The sequence below is a fragment of the Neorhizobium sp. USDA 3394 genome, assembly GCF_056280385.1.
Map to the genome: position 1 here is coordinate 1,430,047 of NZ_JBWCDU010000001.1, position 16,933 is coordinate 1,446,979.

12 protein-coding genes and 1 other RNA gene are annotated in these 16,933 nt (G+C 64.0%); 5 read left to right on the forward strand and 8 right to left on the reverse strand.

The features are described from left to right. Nucleotides 1–5: 5 nt before the first annotated feature. On the reverse strand, nt 6–2,480 hold the full coding sequence (locus ACZ9EJ_RS06715; RefSeq protein WP_046639225.1) for an ATP-dependent helicase: 2,475 nt from the start codon (nt 2,478–2,480) through the stop codon (nt 6–8). 277 nt (nt 2,481–2,757) lie between these two features. On the opposite strand from ACZ9EJ_RS06715, the gene ACZ9EJ_RS06720 reads away from it, so the two are divergent. Together ACZ9EJ_RS06720 and ACZ9EJ_RS06725 are read left to right on the forward strand one after the other, a co-directional pair. After that, complete coding sequence (locus ACZ9EJ_RS06720; protein WP_046639226.1) at nt 2,758–3,978, forward strand: efflux RND transporter periplasmic adaptor subunit; 1,221 nt, start codon at nt 2,758–2,760, stop codon at nt 3,976–3,978. A 2-nt stretch (nt 3,979–3,980) separates the two neighbouring features. Continuing rightward, nucleotides 3,981–7,178 carry an efflux RND transporter permease subunit gene (locus ACZ9EJ_RS06725; protein ID WP_046639340.1) on the forward strand — a complete coding sequence of 1,066 codons (3,198 nt, stop codon included), beginning with the start codon at nt 3,981–3,983 and terminating at the stop codon, nt 7,176–7,178. 86 nt (nt 7,179–7,264) lie between these two features. Here the strand turns inward: ACZ9EJ_RS06725 and ACZ9EJ_RS06730 are convergent, their stop codons facing one another. Continuing rightward, a complete protein-coding gene (locus ACZ9EJ_RS06730; RefSeq protein WP_046639227.1) occupies nt 7,265–8,101 on the reverse strand; it encodes an NAD(P)-dependent oxidoreductase in 837 nt (278 codons plus the stop codon). 322 nt (nt 8,102–8,423) lie between these two features. On the opposite strand from ACZ9EJ_RS06730, the gene ACZ9EJ_RS06735 reads away from it, so the two are divergent. From ACZ9EJ_RS06735 to ACZ9EJ_RS06745, 3 genes are all read left to right on the forward strand, one after another. Further along, nucleotides 8,424–8,627 carry a hypothetical protein gene (locus ACZ9EJ_RS06735; protein WP_037087366.1) on the forward strand — a complete coding sequence of 68 codons (204 nt, stop codon included), beginning with the start codon at nt 8,424–8,426 and terminating at the stop codon, nt 8,625–8,627. A gap of 517 nt (nt 8,628–9,144) precedes the next feature. Next, the gene (locus ACZ9EJ_RS06740) at nt 9,145–10,560 is read left to right on the forward strand and encodes an FAD-binding oxidoreductase (protein ID WP_046639228.1); all 1,416 of its coding nucleotides are present in this window, start codon (nt 9,145–9,147) and stop codon (nt 10,558–10,560) included. Nucleotides 10,561–10,636: 76 nt separating this feature from the next. Continuing rightward, nucleotides 10,637–14,344: an AsmA family protein gene (locus ACZ9EJ_RS06745; RefSeq protein ID WP_080955661.1), complete on the forward strand. Its 3,708-nt coding sequence runs from the start codon at nt 10,637–10,639 to the stop codon at nt 14,342–14,344. A 27-nt stretch (nt 14,345–14,371) separates the two neighbouring features. Here the strand turns inward: ACZ9EJ_RS06745 and ACZ9EJ_RS06750 are convergent, their stop codons facing one another. The 6 genes from ACZ9EJ_RS06750 to ACZ9EJ_RS06775 form a co-directional block, all read right to left on the reverse strand. Then, entirely contained in the window at nt 14,372–14,581 is a 210-nt protein-coding gene (locus ACZ9EJ_RS06750) for a ribbon-helix-helix domain-containing protein (RefSeq protein WP_046626051.1), read from the reverse strand. Nucleotides 14,582–14,695: 114 nt separating this feature from the next. Then, complete coding sequence (locus ACZ9EJ_RS06755) at nt 14,696–14,890, reverse strand: DUF4169 family protein (RefSeq protein WP_046626053.1); 195 nt, start codon at nt 14,888–14,890, stop codon at nt 14,696–14,698. Nucleotides 14,891–14,911: 21 nt separating this feature from the next. After that, complete coding sequence (locus ACZ9EJ_RS06760) at nt 14,912–15,418, reverse strand: SspB family protein (RefSeq protein WP_046639229.1); 507 nt, start codon at nt 15,416–15,418, stop codon at nt 14,912–14,914. A 120-nt stretch (nt 15,419–15,538) separates the two neighbouring features. Further along, nucleotides 15,539–15,918, reverse strand: a transfer-messenger RNA (tmRNA) gene (gene ssrA, locus ACZ9EJ_RS06765). 214 nt (nt 15,919–16,132) lie between these two features. Next, on the reverse strand, nt 16,133–16,417 hold the full coding sequence (locus tag ACZ9EJ_RS06770) for a copper-binding protein (RefSeq protein ID WP_046639230.1): 285 nt from the start codon (nt 16,415–16,417) through the stop codon (nt 16,133–16,135). A gap of 19 nt (nt 16,418–16,436) precedes the next feature. Continuing rightward, complete coding sequence (locus ACZ9EJ_RS06775; RefSeq protein WP_046626059.1) at nt 16,437–16,916, reverse strand: cupredoxin domain-containing protein; 480 nt, start codon at nt 16,914–16,916, stop codon at nt 16,437–16,439. Nucleotides 16,917–16,933: the final 17 nt, after the last annotated feature.

A 16,933-nucleotide genomic window follows, 5' to 3' on the forward strand; every position in this document is an offset into this window, starting at 1 on the left:
ACACATCAAACCCGCTCCACAAACCCGTCCAGCACCCGCTTCTGCCCGGCCCGGTCGAACTCGATCGTCAGCTTGTTGCCCTCGATCGCCGAAATATTGCCGTTGCCGAACTTGACGTGAAACACCCTATCCCCGACCGAGAACTGCGAAGGGGTGTCGGCCACCGATTTGGCCACTAGTTCGCCGTCGATGGTGCGGGTGCGAGGGCCGCTTTCGCCGTAGCCGATGCGTTCCACGGCATGGCCGGAGCGGGTGCCCCAGTTGTCGCGGGTGGCGTCGGTCTTGTTGGCCTGGGCGCGTTTCCAGCCGGGTGTGGAATAATTGTTGGTGAAGGGATCGGCCTTGTCGAAACGCGACTGGCCGTAGCCGCCGCGCCCGCCATAACCGCCGTAATTGCTGTCGGAGGCCGCGACATCCACATGGGCGGCCGGCAGTTCGTCGAGGAAACGCGACGGCATGGTCGATTGCCACAGGCCGTGGATGCGGCGGTTCGAGACGAACCAGATATGGCAGCGGTGTTTTGCGCGCGTCAGGCCGACATAGGCGAGGCGGCGTTCCTCCTCCAGGCCTGAGCGGCCGCCCTCGTCGAGCGCCCGCTGGTGCGGAAACAGGCCTTCCTCCCAGCCGGGCAGGAAAACGGTGTCGAATTCCAGGCCCTTGGCCGAATGCAGCGTCATGATCGAGACGGCGTCGAGGTTTTCGTTGGTCTCGGCATCCATGACCAGCGACACGTGCTCGAGGAAGCCGCGCATGCTCTCGAAGGCCTCCATGGAACGCACGAGTTCCTTGAGGTTTTCGAGCCTTCCGGGCGCTTCCGCGGATTTGTCGTTCTGCCACATGGCGGTATAGCCGCTCTCGTCGAGGATCTGCTCGGCGAGCGTGGTGTGCAACGTGTTTTCGAGCAGGCCCTGCCAGCGGCGGAAATCGGTCACCACGTCGAACAGCGCCTTGCGCGCCTTGGGCTTCAGTTCGTCGGTCTCGATGATGTCGGCGGCGGCCTGCAGCATGGGGATGTCGCGGGCGCGGGCATAGTCGTGCAGGTAGCGCACGGTCGTGTCGCCCAAGCCGCGTTTCGGGGTGTTGATGATCCGCTCGAAGGCAAGGTCGTCGGATGGCTGGCAGACTATGCGGAAATAGGCCATGGCGTCGCGGATCTCGAGCCGCTCGTAGAAGCGCGGGCCGCCGATGACGCGGTAGTTGAGGCCCAATGTCACGAACCGGTCTTCGAATTCGCGCATCTGGAAGGAGGCGCGCACCAGGATCGCCATGTCGTTGAGCTTGTGCTTGCCCCGTTGGAGGTTCTCGATCTCCTCGCCGACGGCGCGCGCTTCCTCTTCCGAATCCCAGGCGGCATGCACCACCACCTTCTCGTCGTCGGGATCGGAGCGGTCGGTGAACAGCGTCTTGCCGAGCCGGCCCTCGTTATGGGCGATCAGGTGGCCGGCGGCGCCGAGGATGTGCTCGGTGGAGCGATAGTTGCGCTCCAGTTTGATCACCTTGGCGCCCGGAAAATCCTTCTCGAAGCGAAGGATGTTGTCGACTTCCGCGCCGCGCCAGCCATAGATCGACTGGTCGTCGTCGCCGACGCAGCAGACGTTCTGGGGAATGTCTTTCGGCCGCTGGGCGAGCAGCCGCAGCCACATGTACTGCGCCGTGTTGGTATCCTGGTACTCGTCGACCAGGATATAGCGGAACTTGCCGTGATATTCCTTCAAGAGGTCCGGGTTCTTGCGGAAGATCGCGATCGGATGCAGCAGAAGGTCGCCGAAATCGCAGGCGTTCAGCGTGCGCAGGCGGTTTTGATAGGCGGCGTAGAGTTCGCGGCCCTTGCCGTTGGCAAACGCGCGCGCGTCGCCCTCGGCAATGTCCGGCGGGGTCAGGCCCTTGTTCTTCCAGGTGTCGATCATGCCGGCGAACTGTTTTGCCGGCCAGCGTTTGTCGTCCAGCCCCTCGGCCTGGATGAGCTGCTTGATCAGCCGCACCACGTCGTCGGTGTCGAGAATGGTGAAGTCGGAGCGAAGGCCCGCCATTTCCGCATGGCGGCGCAGCAGTTTCACGCCGATCGAGTGGAAGGTGCCCATCCAGGGCATGCCCTCGACCGCGCCGCCGACCAGAACGCCAACGCGTTCCTTCATCTCGCGCGCCGCCTTGTTGGTGAAGGTGACGGCAAGGATCTGCGAAGGGAAGGCCCGGCCGCTCGCAAGGATGTGGGCGATGCGGGTGGTCAGCACCCGCGTCTTGCCCGTGCCCGCGCCCGCGAGCACGAGGACAGGGCCGTCGAGCGTCTCGACCGCTTCGCGCTGTTCCGGGTTGAGGCCTGCGAGATAGTCCGGCGCCCGGTTCTGGTCGCGGGCCGCCATGGCGCGCGCCGCGATGCCGAGGCTGCCGTTTCCGGCCGGCTGCGCCAGGGCGGGGGCCTTACGCTGCGCCTGCTGGGGTTCTTCGTCGAAGAACGGAATGTCGTCGAAACTGTTCGTCATGCGGCCAATGTAGTGATTCGGACCTGAAAGACCAGAAAATGTTCTGCTTTCATTCCGACTGTTCACACAAGGCAAGGCCAAATTGTGAAGAGGCCGCCGGTTGCCCACTGCGAAAGCGGCGATTTTAGGAGTATATGTATGCCTCCGATCTAACATATGCGTGAAATTTCGTGAGGTTACATTTTTGTAAGGTTGCCGAACACCCATTGCGTGAGCAGCCGCAAAAAAGGATACTCCCGGGCAATATGGCCTGTTGGTGCCGCCATCGGAGAATTGAATGCGGATTTGGAAACAGCTTCTGCTCTGTCTCGTAGTCCTGGCCGGAGCTCTCGCTCTGTGGGTCTACTTGGTGCCGAGCGCCGGCGGAACCCTGACAAAGATGGGCGTTCCCGGTGAAGTGATCGCCGCCGTCATTCCCAGAACCTCAGCCCAGCCTGCACCTGCTCCAGCGGGTGGTGCCAGCGGCAATGCTGCGGCGCGTCCGCAGGGCGAGGGCGGAGCGCAGAACGGGCAGCGCGGGGCAGGCGGCCAGGGCGGCAACCGGGCGACGCTCGTCGTGACCCAGCCGGTCGCAATCGGCACCGTCAACGACCGCCTGTCGGCGATCGGCAGCGGTCAGGCCATCCAGTCGGTCGTCGTCATGCCCCAGGCTTCCGGTACCGTCAACGAGATCATGGTGACGTCGGGCCAGAAGGTCACCAAGGGCCAGGTTCTCGCCCGCCTCGATGACGAGGAGCAGACGATCGAACGCGACAAGGCGCGCGTGGCGCTGGCCAGTGCCCAGGAAAAATCCGCTTCCTACAAGAACCTGCAGTCGTTCTCGCGGCTTGACGTTTTCGATGCGCAGATCGCCGAACAGGCCGCAAAGCTCGCCCTCTCCACCGCCGAACTCAATCTCAGGCGCCGCGATATCGTCGCCCCGATCGACGGCATTGCCGGCATCGTCGCGGTCAATATCGGCGACAACGTCACCACCCAGACCAATGTCGTGACGCTCGACGACCGCACGGCCATTCTGGTCGACTTCTGGGCGCCGGAGCGTTTCGCGGTGGCGATCGAGCCGGGCCAGCCGGTGGAGGCGAGTTCGATCGCCCGTCCGGGCCAGGTCTTTTCCGGCAAGGTCGAGGCGATCGACAACCGCATCGATCCTGCAAGCCGCACGATGCGCATCCGCGCTCGCGTGGAAAATCCTGGCGACGTGCTGCGCGCCGGCATGGCCTTCAACGTCGGCATGCGCTTTGCAGGCGAAAGATATCCGGCGGTCGACCCGCTGGCCGTCCAGTGGGACGGCGAGGGTTCGTATGTCTGGCAGGTCCGGGACAACAAGTCCGTCAAGACCCGGGTGCGCGTCGTCCAGCGCAACCCCGATGCGGTCCTCGTGGGCGCCGAACTCAAGGATGGCGACAGAATAGTGACCGAAGGTCTGCAGCGTGTGAGGGAAGGGGCGCCGGTGCGGATTTCCGGCGCGCCGGAAACGGCTGAGGTGGCGCGCCAATGAAGATGGAACTCCCAGGCGCTGGCCATGACGAGGAGGGGAAGGCCGAGGCGGAGAAATCCGCGCAGAGCTTTACCGCCCTCTTCGTCCGCCGGCCGATCCTTGCCGCGGTTCTGAACACGCTGCTGGTCGTTGCGGGCCTTGCGGCTCTCGCCGGCGTCGAGGTGCGCGAACTTCCCGACGTCGATCAGCCGGTCATCACGGTGCGCACCAATTACGACGGCGCCTCGCCGCAGACGATGGACCAGGAAGTCACCCAGGTCATCGAAGGCGCCGTCGCGCGCGTCTCCGGCCTCAAGGCCCTGTCTTCGCAGTCGCAGTTCGGCTCCAGCCGAGTGACGATGGAATTTTCCGACAGCGTCGATCTGTCGGAGGCCGCAAACGACGTGCGCGATGCGGTTGGCCGTGTCGTCAACCAGCTGCCGGACGATGCCGACGAACCGCGCATCGTCAAGGCGGACGCCGATTCCGACGCCATCATGCGCCTTGCGGTCACCTCGTCGAACATGTCGATGGAAGACCTCACTCAACTCGTCAACAACGAAGTCGTCGACCGGCTCGCAGCCGTCGAAGGTGTCGCCGACGTCGAACTTTACGGCGACCAGGACAAGGTGTTCCGCGTCGATGTCAACCAGTCCGCCCTGGCCGGGCGCGGCCTGACCGTCGCCGACGTCTCCAAGGCGCTGTCGAGCGCCGCACTCGACGTTCCGGCCGGTTCGCTGAAGAGCACGACCCAGGACATCGTCGTTCGCGCCACCGCCAACCTCACCACGCCGCAGGATTTCGAGAACGTCCTGATCGGCCCGAATGTCCGCGTCCGCGATGTGGCGACCGTGGCACTCGGTCCGGATGACGGCACGACGGTGCTGCGCGCCAACGGCGTGCAGGGCGTCGGCCTCGGCATCATCCGCCAGGCGCAGTCGAACACGCTCAACATTTCCGAAGGCGTCAAGGCCGCCGTCGCGGAGATGCAGAAGGCCCTGCCGGAAGGCACCCGCATTGCCATTACCGGCGACGATGCGATCTTCATCCAGGGCGCGCTGCACGAGGTCGAGATCGCGTTGGTGCTTTCGGCCGCGGTCGTCGTCGTGGTCATCTACCTCTTCCTGCGCGACTGGCGGGCCACGCTGATCCCGGCGATCACCATGCCGGTGGCGCTGATCGGCACGCTGGTGGCGATCTACCTCGTCGGTTTCTCGATCAACATCCTGACGCTGCTCGCCATCGTGCTCGCGACCGGTCTCGTGGTCGATGACGCGATCGTCGTGCTCGAAAACATCGTCCGGCGACGAGCGGAAGGCATGGGGCCGCGCGCCGCAGCCGTGCTCGGTACCCAGGAAGTGTTCTTCGCCGTCATCGCGACCACGGCAACGCTTGCCGCCGTCTTCATTCCGCTGTCCTTCCTGCCCGGCCAGATCGGCGGCCTGTTCAAGGAATTCGGCTTCGTGCTGGCCTTCTCGGTGGCCCTATCCTCGGTCACCGCCCTGACGCTCTGCCCGATGCTCGCGTCGCGCATGCTGACCAAGCCGATGAAGGAGGACCACGGCCTCCTCGGCGCCTTCGGCAACGGGTTCGCCAAGGCCTATGCGTCGGCGCTGCGGTTCTGCCTCAACGCGCCGCTGGTCGTCATCGTCGTCTCGGTGGTCTTCTCGATCGCCGCCTACAATGTCTTCGGCCTGGTCAAGAGCGAGCTGACGCCGCGCGAAGACCGCGCGACGATCATGTTGCGCCTGACGACGCCGCAGGGCGTCAGCCTCGATTATACCCGCGACCAGATGCAGCGCGTCGAAGAGAACCTGAAGTCGCTGCGCGATTCCGGCGAGATCACCAATGTCTTCTCGATCTCGGGTTTCGGCAGCAACACCAATAGCGGCTTCATGGTCCTGACGCTGGCGCCCTGGGGCGAGCGCAGCCGCACGCAGGACCAGATCGCCGCCGACGTCAACGCCGCGGCGCTGAGGGTTCCGGCCCTGCGGGGCTTCACCATGCAGGCCAACAGCCTGAAGATCCGCGGCGCCGGCAACGGCCTGCAGATGGCCCTGGTCGGCAACGACTACGACGTCCTGACCTCGGCCGCACTGAAGCTGGTCTCGCATATGGAAAGCGAAGGCGCGCGGTTCTTCGATACGCCGCGTCTCACCAACGAGCCGACCCAGGCGCAGCTTTCGGTCGCGATCGACCGCGAGCGGGCCTCCGACCTCGGCATCGACATTACCGGCCTGTCCACGGCCATGCAGTCGCTGCTCGAGGGCCGCTCGGTCGTCGACGTCTTCGTCAACGGCGATGCGCTGCCGGTCAAGCTCACCTCGACCACGAGGCCGATCGACGACCCGACCGATCTCGAGAACATCTTCCTCAAGACCGGCGACGGCAAGATCGTGCCGATGTCGACGATCGCGACCTTGAAGGAAGGCGCGGTGGCGCCGCAGCTCAACCGCGAGGAACAGCTTGCCTCGGTGTCCATCTCGTCGAACCTGCGCGAGGGCGTGGCGCTCGGCGATGCGGTCAGGGAAGTCTCCGCGATCGCCCAGCCGTTCCTGCCGGCAGGCGTCCGCCTGGTCCCGATGGCGGAGGCGAAGACGCTCGGTGAAAACTCCAACGCCATGCTGATGACCTTCGGTTTTGCGATCGCGATCATCTTCCTCGTGCTGGCGGCGCAGTTCGAAAGCGTGCTGTCGTCGATCATCATCATGTCGACCGTGCCGCTCGGTCTTGCCTGCGCCGCAATCGCGCTGGTGCTGACCGGATCGAGCCTCAACGTCTACAGCCAGATCGGCCTCGTGCTGCTCGTCGGGGTCATGGCGAAGAACGGCATCCTGATCGTCGAATTCGCCAATCAGCTCCGGGACCGCGGGACGAGCGTGCGCGAGGCGATCGAAACCGCCTGTGCGATCCGGCTGCGCCCGGTGATGATGACGATGATCGCCACCGTCATCGGCGGCGTGCCGCTGCTGCTGGCCCAGGGCGCGGGGGCGGAAGCCCGTATCGCGCTCGGCTGGGTCATCGTCGGCGGCCTCGGCTTTGCGGTCATCGTGACGCTGTTCATCACCCCGGTCGCCTATCTTCTGATCGCCGGCTTCGCCAAGCCGCATATGCACGAGGAAGAGCGGTTCCATCAGGAACTGGCGGATGCCTCGCGCCGCAAGGAAGACAAGCAGGACAACGAGAAGGAAAAAGAGGAACAGCTGCTCGCCGCCGAGTGACGGGCGGGAGCAGATCCGTTCCTTCCATAGTCGCTATCCTCGGATCCGATCCGGGACAGGCAGATGATGTCGGGATTTTCGACGACCTACCGGCCGAGCAGGTCGTTGAGCTGGCCGGCAAGCTCGCCGCCGCCGGCCCGGTCGTCGGCCATTTTCTGAAACAATCCCGCCATTCCCTTGAAGATCAGCGAGGCCGGATCGTCCTTGCCGAGGAATGCGGCGATCTCCTCCATCTCCGCCACCCAGCGATAGGCTTTCGCATACATGTCCGGAATGGCGCTTGAGAGTTTCTTGTCGAGGTCGGGATTGCTTTCGGCCATCTCCCGCCTGAGGCTCTGGTCGGCGCCCGATCCGATGGCCGCGAGAAGCATGGCGGTACCGAGGCCGGTAACGCCCTTGTTGATGCCCGCATAGCACATCTTCAGCGCCGAGGCTGCGCCGATGGCGCCTTCGATCCGGCGGACGTGAAGCCCGTGCGCGGCGAGAACGGCGCTTCTGTCCGCCCCGTCCCCGCTGATATAGAGCTTCGGCCCTGCTTTTCCCGGCTGCGGCGGCAGGCCGATGATCGAGCCGTCCAGCACATCCGCCTGGCCGGGCCGGAAAACGGCGGCAACCTGGCGCATCGTGTCGGGCGAGATCGCGTTGCAATCGACGAATGTCACCGGGGTCGGGCGGTCTCCGATCGCCGCTGACAGGCGCTCCGCGACGCCGATCGCCTCGCCGGGCGGGACGATCGACAGAACGATCTCCGCCCCGATAATGTCTTCAATCGGGGCTGGCTCCATCCCGGCGGCTCTGGCCCGGTCGTGGCTCTCTGGTGAGCGGCCGTCCAGGTAGGTCAACACCTTGGCGCCGCCGTCCGCGAGCTGCCGGCCGATCCCGCTCCCCATTGCACCCGCGCCGATGATTGCAATTGTCGCCATCGCTGATCTCCTGAAGCTTGAAAAGGCAGAACCTGATCTAGAGCATCGATCGGTGACGTGCAGGTGAACTATTTTGCGCCGGGACAAAAAACCTGTCCGTGGTGCGAAGGCCTTGCCGGCGATTCGCGTCCGGCTCCTGGAAACTCGCCTGCCGGGGCGAGCAAGGACTTACCAGCACGGGAGGTTCGTCGCCGACATCCCGCTGCGGTGGTCGGTTTCGAGGCTTCTTGTGGTCATAACGGTCATGACCCGGGCCTGTTAAACTTGCTGCAACCTTGTGCATGGCATGGCATATCCTGCCACGCAGCAGAAGGAGAGACGTATGGCACTGATCGGCTTCAAGAATACCCATAACCAGTCCGTATACATCAATCCCGCGCAGGTGCTTTACGTCACGACTTTCGAAGAGGAAGTCACGATCGTCGCGCTTGCGCTCGCGAGCACCGGCGGCAAGCCCACGGCTGTCTATGTTCGCGGCAATGTCGATCAGGTGCAGCAGAGGCTGAGCATGGCCCTGGCGGGCTAGGTTCGGCCCCAGGTTTCGCGTCCGGCATCCTCATTTCAGGTTCGTCGGGAAGTGCCGTTGCGGGGATGTCCCAAGCTTTACCCGCCTGTCGGCTCAACGACTTAATTTAATTTTTCACCCCTCTCATCCCCGCCCTCCCGGCCCGTGCCTGAAATCCTCCCGTTCCGTCACGGATACACCGGCAGGCGTGCCGGCGAGGCGGGACCGGCGCCGGGTGTGAGGAAACGACGTAAGTCCTTCCATCCGGGGTTCGCGGAAAATGGTCTCCCTCCGGCGACGTGGGACGGGTGAGAAGCTGTCGGACCGACTTCTCGTTTCGTTTTCCATCATCGAGCGCCGGGCGTGCCTGTGAGGCACACAGGGTGATGGGGTCTCGCCTTGCTCGCTCGAGGATGACGAAAAGAAACCGAGGATCACCAAGGCCGGACTTTGCCCGATCGGTCCGCCGCGGTTCCGTCTGGACAAAACCCGACCTGTCGCCTAACCAATCCCTTGAAAAGACACGAGGAGAGTGGACATGGCAGTCAAGGATGTGAAGGCGGGTCTCCGCAACAAAGAGGGCATCTCGACGGTCCTCGGCATCCTCAAGCAATCCTTCGGCGAGCGTTTTCAGACCGGCCAGTCGTTTCGCGAGCAGCATGCGCACACGACGACCTATCTGCCGGCGCAATTGCCGGACGGCGTCGTCTTCGTCGAGAGCGCCGAGGACGTCAAAGCCGTGGTCAGGGCCTGCGCCGAACATCGCGTGCCGGTCGTGCCCTTCGGCGTCGGCTCCTCGCTCGAAGGCCAGGTGAATGCCCCGTCCGGCGGCATCTCGATCGATTTCAGCCGCATGAACAAGGTGCTTCGGGTCAGCCCGGCCGATCTCGACGTAACCGTCGAGCCTGGCATCACCCGCGAGGAACTGAACCGCGAGCTTCGCGACACCGGCCTGTTTTTCCCGATCGATCCCGGTGCCAACGCCTCGGTCGGCGGGATGACAGCCACCCGCGCATCCGGCACCAATGCCGTGCGCTACGGCACGATGAAGGACAATGTCCTGTCGCTGACCGTGGTCACCGCCGACGGCGAGGAAATCCGCACCGCGCAGCGGGCCCGGAAATCCTCGGCCGGCTACGATCTCACCCGCCTCTTCGTCGGCTCGGAAGGCACGCTCGGCGTCATCACCTCCGTGACGTTGAGGCTGCAGGGCATTCCGGAAAAGATCGGCGGCGGCGTCTGCGCCTTCCCGAGCGTCAAGGCCGCCTGCGACGCCGTGATCATGACCATCCAGATGGGCATCCCGGTCGCCCGCATCGAATTGCTGGACGACGTGCAGATGCGGGCCTGCAATGCCTATTCGAAACTCTCCTATCCGGAAAAGCCGACGCTCTTCCTGGAATTCCACGGCACGGAGGAAACGGTGGCGCTGCAGTCGGCGCAGTTTGCCGAGATCGCCACGGAATGCGGCGGCGACGAATTCCTCTGGACGGCCAATGCCGAAGAACGGGCAAAGCTGTGGCATGCGCGGCACAACGCCTACTGGGCGAGCCGGGCGCTGGCGCCGGAACTCGACGGCCTGTCGACCGACGTCTGCGTGCCGATCTCGCGGCTTGCCGAATGCGTCGCCGAAACCCAGGCCGATATTGCGGAACAGGGGTTGCTGGCGCCGATCGTCGGTCATGCGGGCGACGGCAATTTCCACGTCCTGGTGCTTTTCGACGGCAAGGACCCGGCCTCGGTCGACAAGGTCGAGGCGTTCATCGCCCGTCTCAACCGCCGGGCACTTTCGATGGACGGCACCTGCACCGGCGAGCATGGCATCGGCCAAGGCAAGATGTCGTTCCTGGAGGAGGAACTCGGCGGCGCCGTCGGCCTGATGCGGACCATCAAGCGGGGCCTCGATCCTGATAATATCTTCAATCCGGGCAAGATCTTCAGGATTGCTGAATGAGATGCTCCCGCAAGCTTGACTTGCCCGTGAAGCCAATGGAACTAGTCTCTTAGGCGAGATCAGGGAGAGGGATACCGTGCTCGGACGCATCCTGTTGGCATTCGGCGGATTGGTGGTGGTGGCGCTGTTCACAGCGCTGCTCGCGCCTTTCTTCGTCGATTGGTCGAGCCTGCGCGTCGGCTTCGAGGAGCAGGCCAGCCGCATCCTCGGCAAGAAGGTCACCGTCCACGGCAATGTCGATGCGCGTATTCTGCCGTTTCCCTCAGTCACCCTGCATGACGTCCGGGTGGGCGCCGATACGGATGGTCAGCCGCTGGTGCAGGTGGCACGGTTTTCCATGGATATGGAACTGGCGCCCTTCCTCTCGGGCGAGGCGCGTATCTTCGACATGCGTATCGAGGAGCCGAAGGCTCGGATCCGGCTGTTGAAGGACGGCTCTCTCGACTGGATGCGCGGCAGCCGCGCCGCGATCCCGGCCCGCACGGTGGTCATCGAGGATGTGCATATCACCGGTGGCGAGATCAACCTGATCGACGAGCAATCCGGGCAGTCGCGGCAGATCACTGGCCTTGCGGGCGATTTTTCCGCCGGCTCGCTGCGCGGTCCCTGGCGCGGCGAAGGCAATGCGGCGCTCGACGGTCATGAAACGCGGTTCAACCTGGCGAGCGGCACGGCGGATGCCGAGGGCAGGCGCATGCCGCTGCGCCTCAGGCTCTGGCCGGATGCACAGCCCGTCGAGGTCAATCTCGACGGCGAGCTTACCGTCGCCGACAACAAGCCTGCCTATAACGGCAACTTCACCCTCGACTTCCTCGAGGAGGAAGACGAGACCGAGCCGGTGACGCCGCCGCCGCCCGGGCCGCGCCTCAAGGGCGGGTTCGAGGTCACCAACGAGCGTATCCGCATCCCGCAATACCGGCTGGAAGTCGGGGCGACCGACAACCCTTACGTGGTGACCGGCGAAGCGACGCTCGATACCGGTGACAAGCCTGAATTCCTGCTGACAGCCGACGGCCAGCAGATCGACGTCAACCGGCTGGGCGAGGGCGCACGGGCCAAGACCGGCCGCGATGCCGCCGCTTCGGCGCAGCGCCGCATCAACAATTTCATCCGGCTGGCGGCCTCGATCCCCATTCCGCAGGTGCCCGGCCGCGCCAGCCTCAGGCTGCCGGCGATCGTCGCCAACGACACGACCATCCGCGATATCAGGCTCGACATACGGCCTGCAGGGCGCGGCTGGACGGTGGATAACGTGGTTGCCACCCTGCCGGGCCGCACGCAGCTGGAGGCCAAGGGCAGCCTCGTGCTTCGCGACCGGACGTCCTTCGTCGGTGACATGCTGGTTGCCTCCAGCCAGCCGTCGGGACTTTCCGACTGGCTTTCGGGCCGGGTGGCGCCGGAGCTGCGCCAGCTCCGCTCCGCCGGCTTTTCGGCAAAGGTCAACCTGACGCCGGACCTGCAGCGGTTCGACAACCTCGAGCTGGCGATCGGTCCGGCGACGCTCAAGGGCCGTGTCGAACGCCAGTCCGCCCAGGGGCAGGTGCCCAATCTTTCGATGAGCCTTGCCGGCAACGAGATCGATATCGATGCCATGCGGGCGCTTGCCTCGCTGATGACCGGCGACGATGCAGGGCAGGACGTGCTCGACCATCGGGTTGCCGCGACGCTGAAGGCCGACCGGTTCACCGCCTTCGGGGTCGCCGCCAACAACGTCGATACCGCCTTCACCCTGGCCGGTGGCACGCTGTCGCTGGAGCGCCTGACGATCGGCAATGTCGAAGGCGCGACGATCTCGGCGCGGGGCCGGATCGAGGGTTCGTTGCTTGCCTATTCAGGCAATGGCAGCCTCGTCTTCCGCTCTGCCGATCCGAGCGCCTTCCTGACCATGCTGCGCGACCGGCTGCCACCGCATCCGGCTCTCGCCCGGCTTGCCGCCAACGGCGGCTGGTTCGCCAACACCGATCTCAGCGCCAATCTGACCGTCGGCGGAAGTCTGAACGGGGCGGAGGTCGTCCTCAAGGGCAGGACCAACGGCAGCGCGGTCAATGCCGACCTCAAGCTTCCAGGTCTCTTCGACCTGACGGGCGGCCCCGACATGACGCTTGTTGCGTCGCTCGACAATCCCGATCCGATGGTTCTCCTGGGGCAGGCAGGTCTCGATCCCCTGCCTTTCGAGGGGGATGGCGCGGGCGAACTGCTGCTCAAGCTCCACCAGGGCTCGGATGCTGCGGCAAAGGCCGCGCTGACCTTCACCACCGAAAAGACCACGCTGGACATCAACGGCGACATCCGGGTCGACAGCGAGGGGTTTGGCGAGGGCAGCGGTCACGTCACGCTCAGAAGTGCGGATCTGGAACCCTATCTGCTGATGAACGGCATCGGCCTGCCGCAGTTCGGCACCGGAATGTCTGTTGCGCTCGACGCGGATTTCAGCATGACGCCGGATGCGGTGAAGATCGCAGCCATTAAGGGTGCCGCCGGCGGCAATGCGATCAGCGGCGACTTCGCCGTCGACCGCAAGGCGCCGGGCATGCCGGCCACTGGCTCGCTCAGCATCGACAGCCTCGATCTTGCCTGGCTCGGGGAGGCCATCTACGGGCCGGTCAGCGATCCGCAGAGCGGGGCGTTTTCCTCCAAACCCTTTGCCCGCCCGATCTTTTCCGGCGCGGACGTCTCTCTCGACGTCAGGGCGCGAAGGTTCGATGCCGGACTTTTCGGCAATATCGATAATTTCACGGCCAAGGTCACCCATCGCAGCGGCGGCATCACCATCGAGAACGGTGCGGGCGACTGGCAGGGCGGCCGGGTCGCCGGCCGGCTGCTGATGTCGAACGGTGAGGGAACGGGACTTCTGCAGGCCCGGATTTCGGCTGAGAACGCCGACCTCGCGCCGCTGGTCTGGAAGGCTGGCGGCAAGCCGGTCGCCAGCGGTAAGCTGGATTTCAACATGTCCGCCGAATCGACCGGCAAGACCTTGGCCGAACTCCTCGGTGCGACCGGCGGTTCGGCCGAGTTGCGGCTGAAGGGCCTGACGGTCGCCGGCATCAATCCGGACGCGATGAAGCCCTTGATGGCCGCGATCGACAAGCTTGCCGGCGAGGTGACGGAGGCGAAGGTCCGGCCGATCGCAACCGGCCTGCTGCATCAGGGAAATGCGGCGATCGGCAACGTGACCATCCCGGTGACGATCACGGCTGGCGAAGCGCGGGCGCAGAATGTCGCGGCAGGCGTCGGCACGACGAAGCTGTCGGGCGAGGGACGCTTCGATCTGCTGGACGACAGCCTGAGTGCAAATCTGGCGGTCACCTACGATGCCGGCGAGGAAGCGCTTGCCGGCGGCGATCCGACTGTCCGGCTCGAATATTCGGGGAATATTGCCGCACCCGCCAAACGGATCGATATCGCGGCGATGACGAATTTCCTGTCGCAGCGTGCCTTCGAGCAGCAGCGGCGGCGTGTCGAGACACTGCAGGCCAGCGTACTCGAAAAACAGCGCCTTCGCCGCGAGGTGGCGCTTTATAATTTCCAGGCGATCGAGCGACAGGCGGCCCGCGACAAGGCCGCGGCCGAAGAGCGCGCCCGCCAGCAGGCATCCGAGGCGGAGCGCCAGCGGCAGGCGGTGGAGGCGGCGGCGCGTGCGGCGGAAGAGGTGCGTCAGCGCCAGATCAACCAGCCGCCGCAGCTCATCGTACCGCCGACCGACGGCGCGATCCGCCAGAACTTTCCAAACCTTCCGTCCCCCGGCATTTCCAACATGCCAAGCCTGCCAGGGGTGCAGCAGTAGCTGCTCACGGTGGTGCCAGTTTCCGTTCTATGAAGACTTGAGCCATGTCAGGACATGGACGCGCAACGCCGACGAGAGATTGCTGGCGGCATCCCTTTGATCGTCGATCTCGGCGATCAGGGTTGCCAGGCTGATATCGCGTTTTGCAGCGATCGCCTTCAATTCGAGCCAGAACTCGTCCTCGAGGGAAAAACTGGTGCGATGACCGTGAAGGGTCGCCGAATGTTTGCGGATCACGAGACTCTCCGGACCTTCGGAACAAGCTCGCTTATTCAGACTGTGGTACTTCCGGCGTCAAGCCGACCGGCACGAGCCTGGTTAGCGGACCGTTAATATGCACCGGACGGAAAGTCAGTCGTCCTTGCCGGGTTTTTCCAGGCGGCTCTGGTCGAGCCCCTTCTCCGCCTTGTCGTTGCGTGCCTTGGTCAGGGATTTTTCGACCTTGGTACGGCCGAAGGTGAGGCGGTTCTGTTCCGCCTCCTTTTCCTTTTCGAGCCGTTCCCTGGCTTTGCGGAACTGGCGAAGGTTGACGATTTCGGCGCTCATGGCTGACGCGCCTCCCGGCGCTTACTGCTTCTTGCGGAAGGAATCGAGCGAAATGACCGAGCCGGGCTTCTTCTCTTCGCCCGGCTTGGCTTCGGTGTCGGCAGACTTGGAAACGGCTTCTACGGGGATGGCGGTGATTTCGGCGGTGGTGTTCTCGTCCTCGTCGGCGAGCGGCACTTCGAATTCAAGCTCGAAATTCACCGAAGGGTCGTAGAAGCCGCGAATGGCGTTGAAGGGAACGACCAGGCGTTCCGGGGTATCGGAGAAGGAAAGGCCGACCTCGAACTGGGTATCGGAGACCTTGAGATCCCAGAACTGGTGCTGGACGACGATGGTCATCTGTTCCGCGTACTTCGCCTTGAGGTGCTGCGAGATGCGCACGCCGGGGGCGCCGGTCAGGAAGGTGATGAAGAAATGATGGTCGCCCGGCAGACGGCCCGTGGCCGCAACCTCGGTCAAAACCTTACGGATGACGCCGCGCAAAGCGTCCTGCGCCAGAATATCGTAACGGATGTGGTCCTGCCCCATACGGTCCTGTCTTTCCATTCTCTCGTCTTTTAGTCAGACGCGTTATGCCATGCCGACCGGTTGCGGGGAAGCCCCGACGAGCATCCGAGTCAGTTCCATAGTATTCGACTGGGGAGCGAAGGTGAAGGCTTCTGTTGCCAGGTGCCTTCGGACCCCGCCTTAAAGTGCTACCTCCAAGGACTTAGTTCGGATTTCCCGCACCGCCATTAGGCAGCGAGAGCATAACCCTTAGCGTTGTTGTCGTTTGCAACTACACTTTTTGACCCGATAACGGTGGTATCATGCCGAGCAAAAGTTCGATCTTTAAGCCCTTGTCGATCCTATTTCGCCCCCATCAAAAGCCGGTCTGCAAGGTTTGCATGCGACCGACCGGTTTTTGGTGGAGGCGCCGGGTACCGCCCCCGGGTCCAATAGGTTTATTACACCGACCGTTTATTGCCATAGCCGGACCGAAGTCCGGCAACCGTGATATAGGCGCTTCCTCCCCTGGTGAAAAGGGGTGGCAAGCGTGAAAGGCCCCGATTACCTCTCCGTCACGATGAATTTTACCTCGGCTCGGAAGAATGGGGCTCCGGTCGGCTGTTCCTGGCCGTTCAGGCGGGGCAGCCCGCACTCCCTAGCGGCATTACGGCGTACATCGCGCCGTCGAGCCGGTCTTCCAGGGAGCAGGCCGCGCTCCTGACGAAGCGCGGCCGCAGGGTCACTTTAGCAGGGTCACTTTACCTGCGTGACCGTCAGCTTGCCGTTGACCCGTTCTGCGACGAACTGCACGTTCGCCCCCTCCTTCAGCTTGGCCAGCAACGCGTCGTCGCCGACCTGAAAGACCATGGTCATGGCGGGCATTTCGAGACCCTTCAGCTCCTCGTGGATGAGCGTGACCTTCTTGGCCTTGGCATCGACCTTCTTGACGGTGGCCTTGGTGAATTCCTGGGCGAATGCACCAGCTGCAGAGGTAAGGGTGAGCGTTGCTACTACCGCGAGTTTGATGATGGTTCGCATTTCCGGTCTCCTTCTGACCTTACTTGTTGGCGACGGTGACGTCGCCGTGCATTCCGGCGTCGTAGTGGCCGGGAACGAGGCAGGCGATCTTGAAGATGCCGTCATTGGTGAATTTCCAGACGATATCGCCGGACTTGCCCGGCTTCAGGCGGATCGCGTTCGGATCGTCATGCTCCATGTCCGGAAACTTCTCCATGACCGCCTTGTGCTCCATCACCTTCGCCTCCTGGTCGAGGACGAACTCGTGGTCGAGTTCGCCTTCGTTCTTGATGGTGAAGCGGATGGTCTGGCCCTTGCGGACTTTGAAGTCGTTCGGGGTGAAGATCATCTTGCCGTCGGGGGTTTCCTTCATGCTGACGCGGATGGTCTGGCTGACCTTCGACTTGTCGCCGGGTTCGCCGACGGCCATGGCTTCACCGTGGCCGCCCGCGTGACTGCCCGATGCCAGAACCGGCGTTGCGAGGGTGGCGAGGAGGAGGCCGAGGATTGCAGTTTTCATAGTCATGTCCTTTGATT

Coding starts and splice junctions, on each gene's coding strand:
- ACZ9EJ_RS06725 (WP_046639340.1), top strand. CDS start 3,981: ATGGAACTCCCAGGCGCTGGCCATGACGAGGAGGGGAAGGCCGAGGCG.
- ACZ9EJ_RS06775 (WP_046626059.1), bottom strand. CDS start 16,916: ATGAAAACTGCAATCCTCGGCCTCCTCCTCGCCACCCTCGCAACGCCG.
- ACZ9EJ_RS06720 (WP_046639226.1), top strand. CDS start 2,758: ATGCGGATTTGGAAACAGCTTCTGCTCTGTCTCGTAGTCCTGGCCGGA.
- ACZ9EJ_RS06730 (WP_046639227.1), bottom strand. CDS start 8,101: ATGGCGACAATTGCAATCATCGGCGCGGGTGCAATGGGGAGCGGGATC.
- ACZ9EJ_RS06770 (WP_046639230.1), bottom strand. CDS start 16,417: ATGCGAACCATCATCAAACTCGCGGTAGTAGCAACGCTCACCCTTACC.
- ACZ9EJ_RS06715 (WP_046639225.1), bottom strand. CDS start 2,480: ATGACGAACAGTTTCGACGACATTCCGTTCTTCGACGAAGAACCCCAG.
- ACZ9EJ_RS06755 (WP_046626053.1), bottom strand. CDS start 14,890: ATGAGCGCCGAAATCGTCAACCTTCGCCAGTTCCGCAAAGCCAGGGAA.
- ACZ9EJ_RS06740 (WP_046639228.1), top strand. CDS start 9,145: ATGGCAGTCAAGGATGTGAAGGCGGGTCTCCGCAACAAAGAGGGCATC.
- ACZ9EJ_RS06735 (WP_037087366.1), top strand. CDS start 8,424: ATGGCACTGATCGGCTTCAAGAATACCCATAACCAGTCCGTATACATC.
- ACZ9EJ_RS06760 (WP_046639229.1), bottom strand. CDS start 15,418: ATGGGGCAGGACCACATCCGTTACGATATTCTGGCGCAGGACGCTTTG.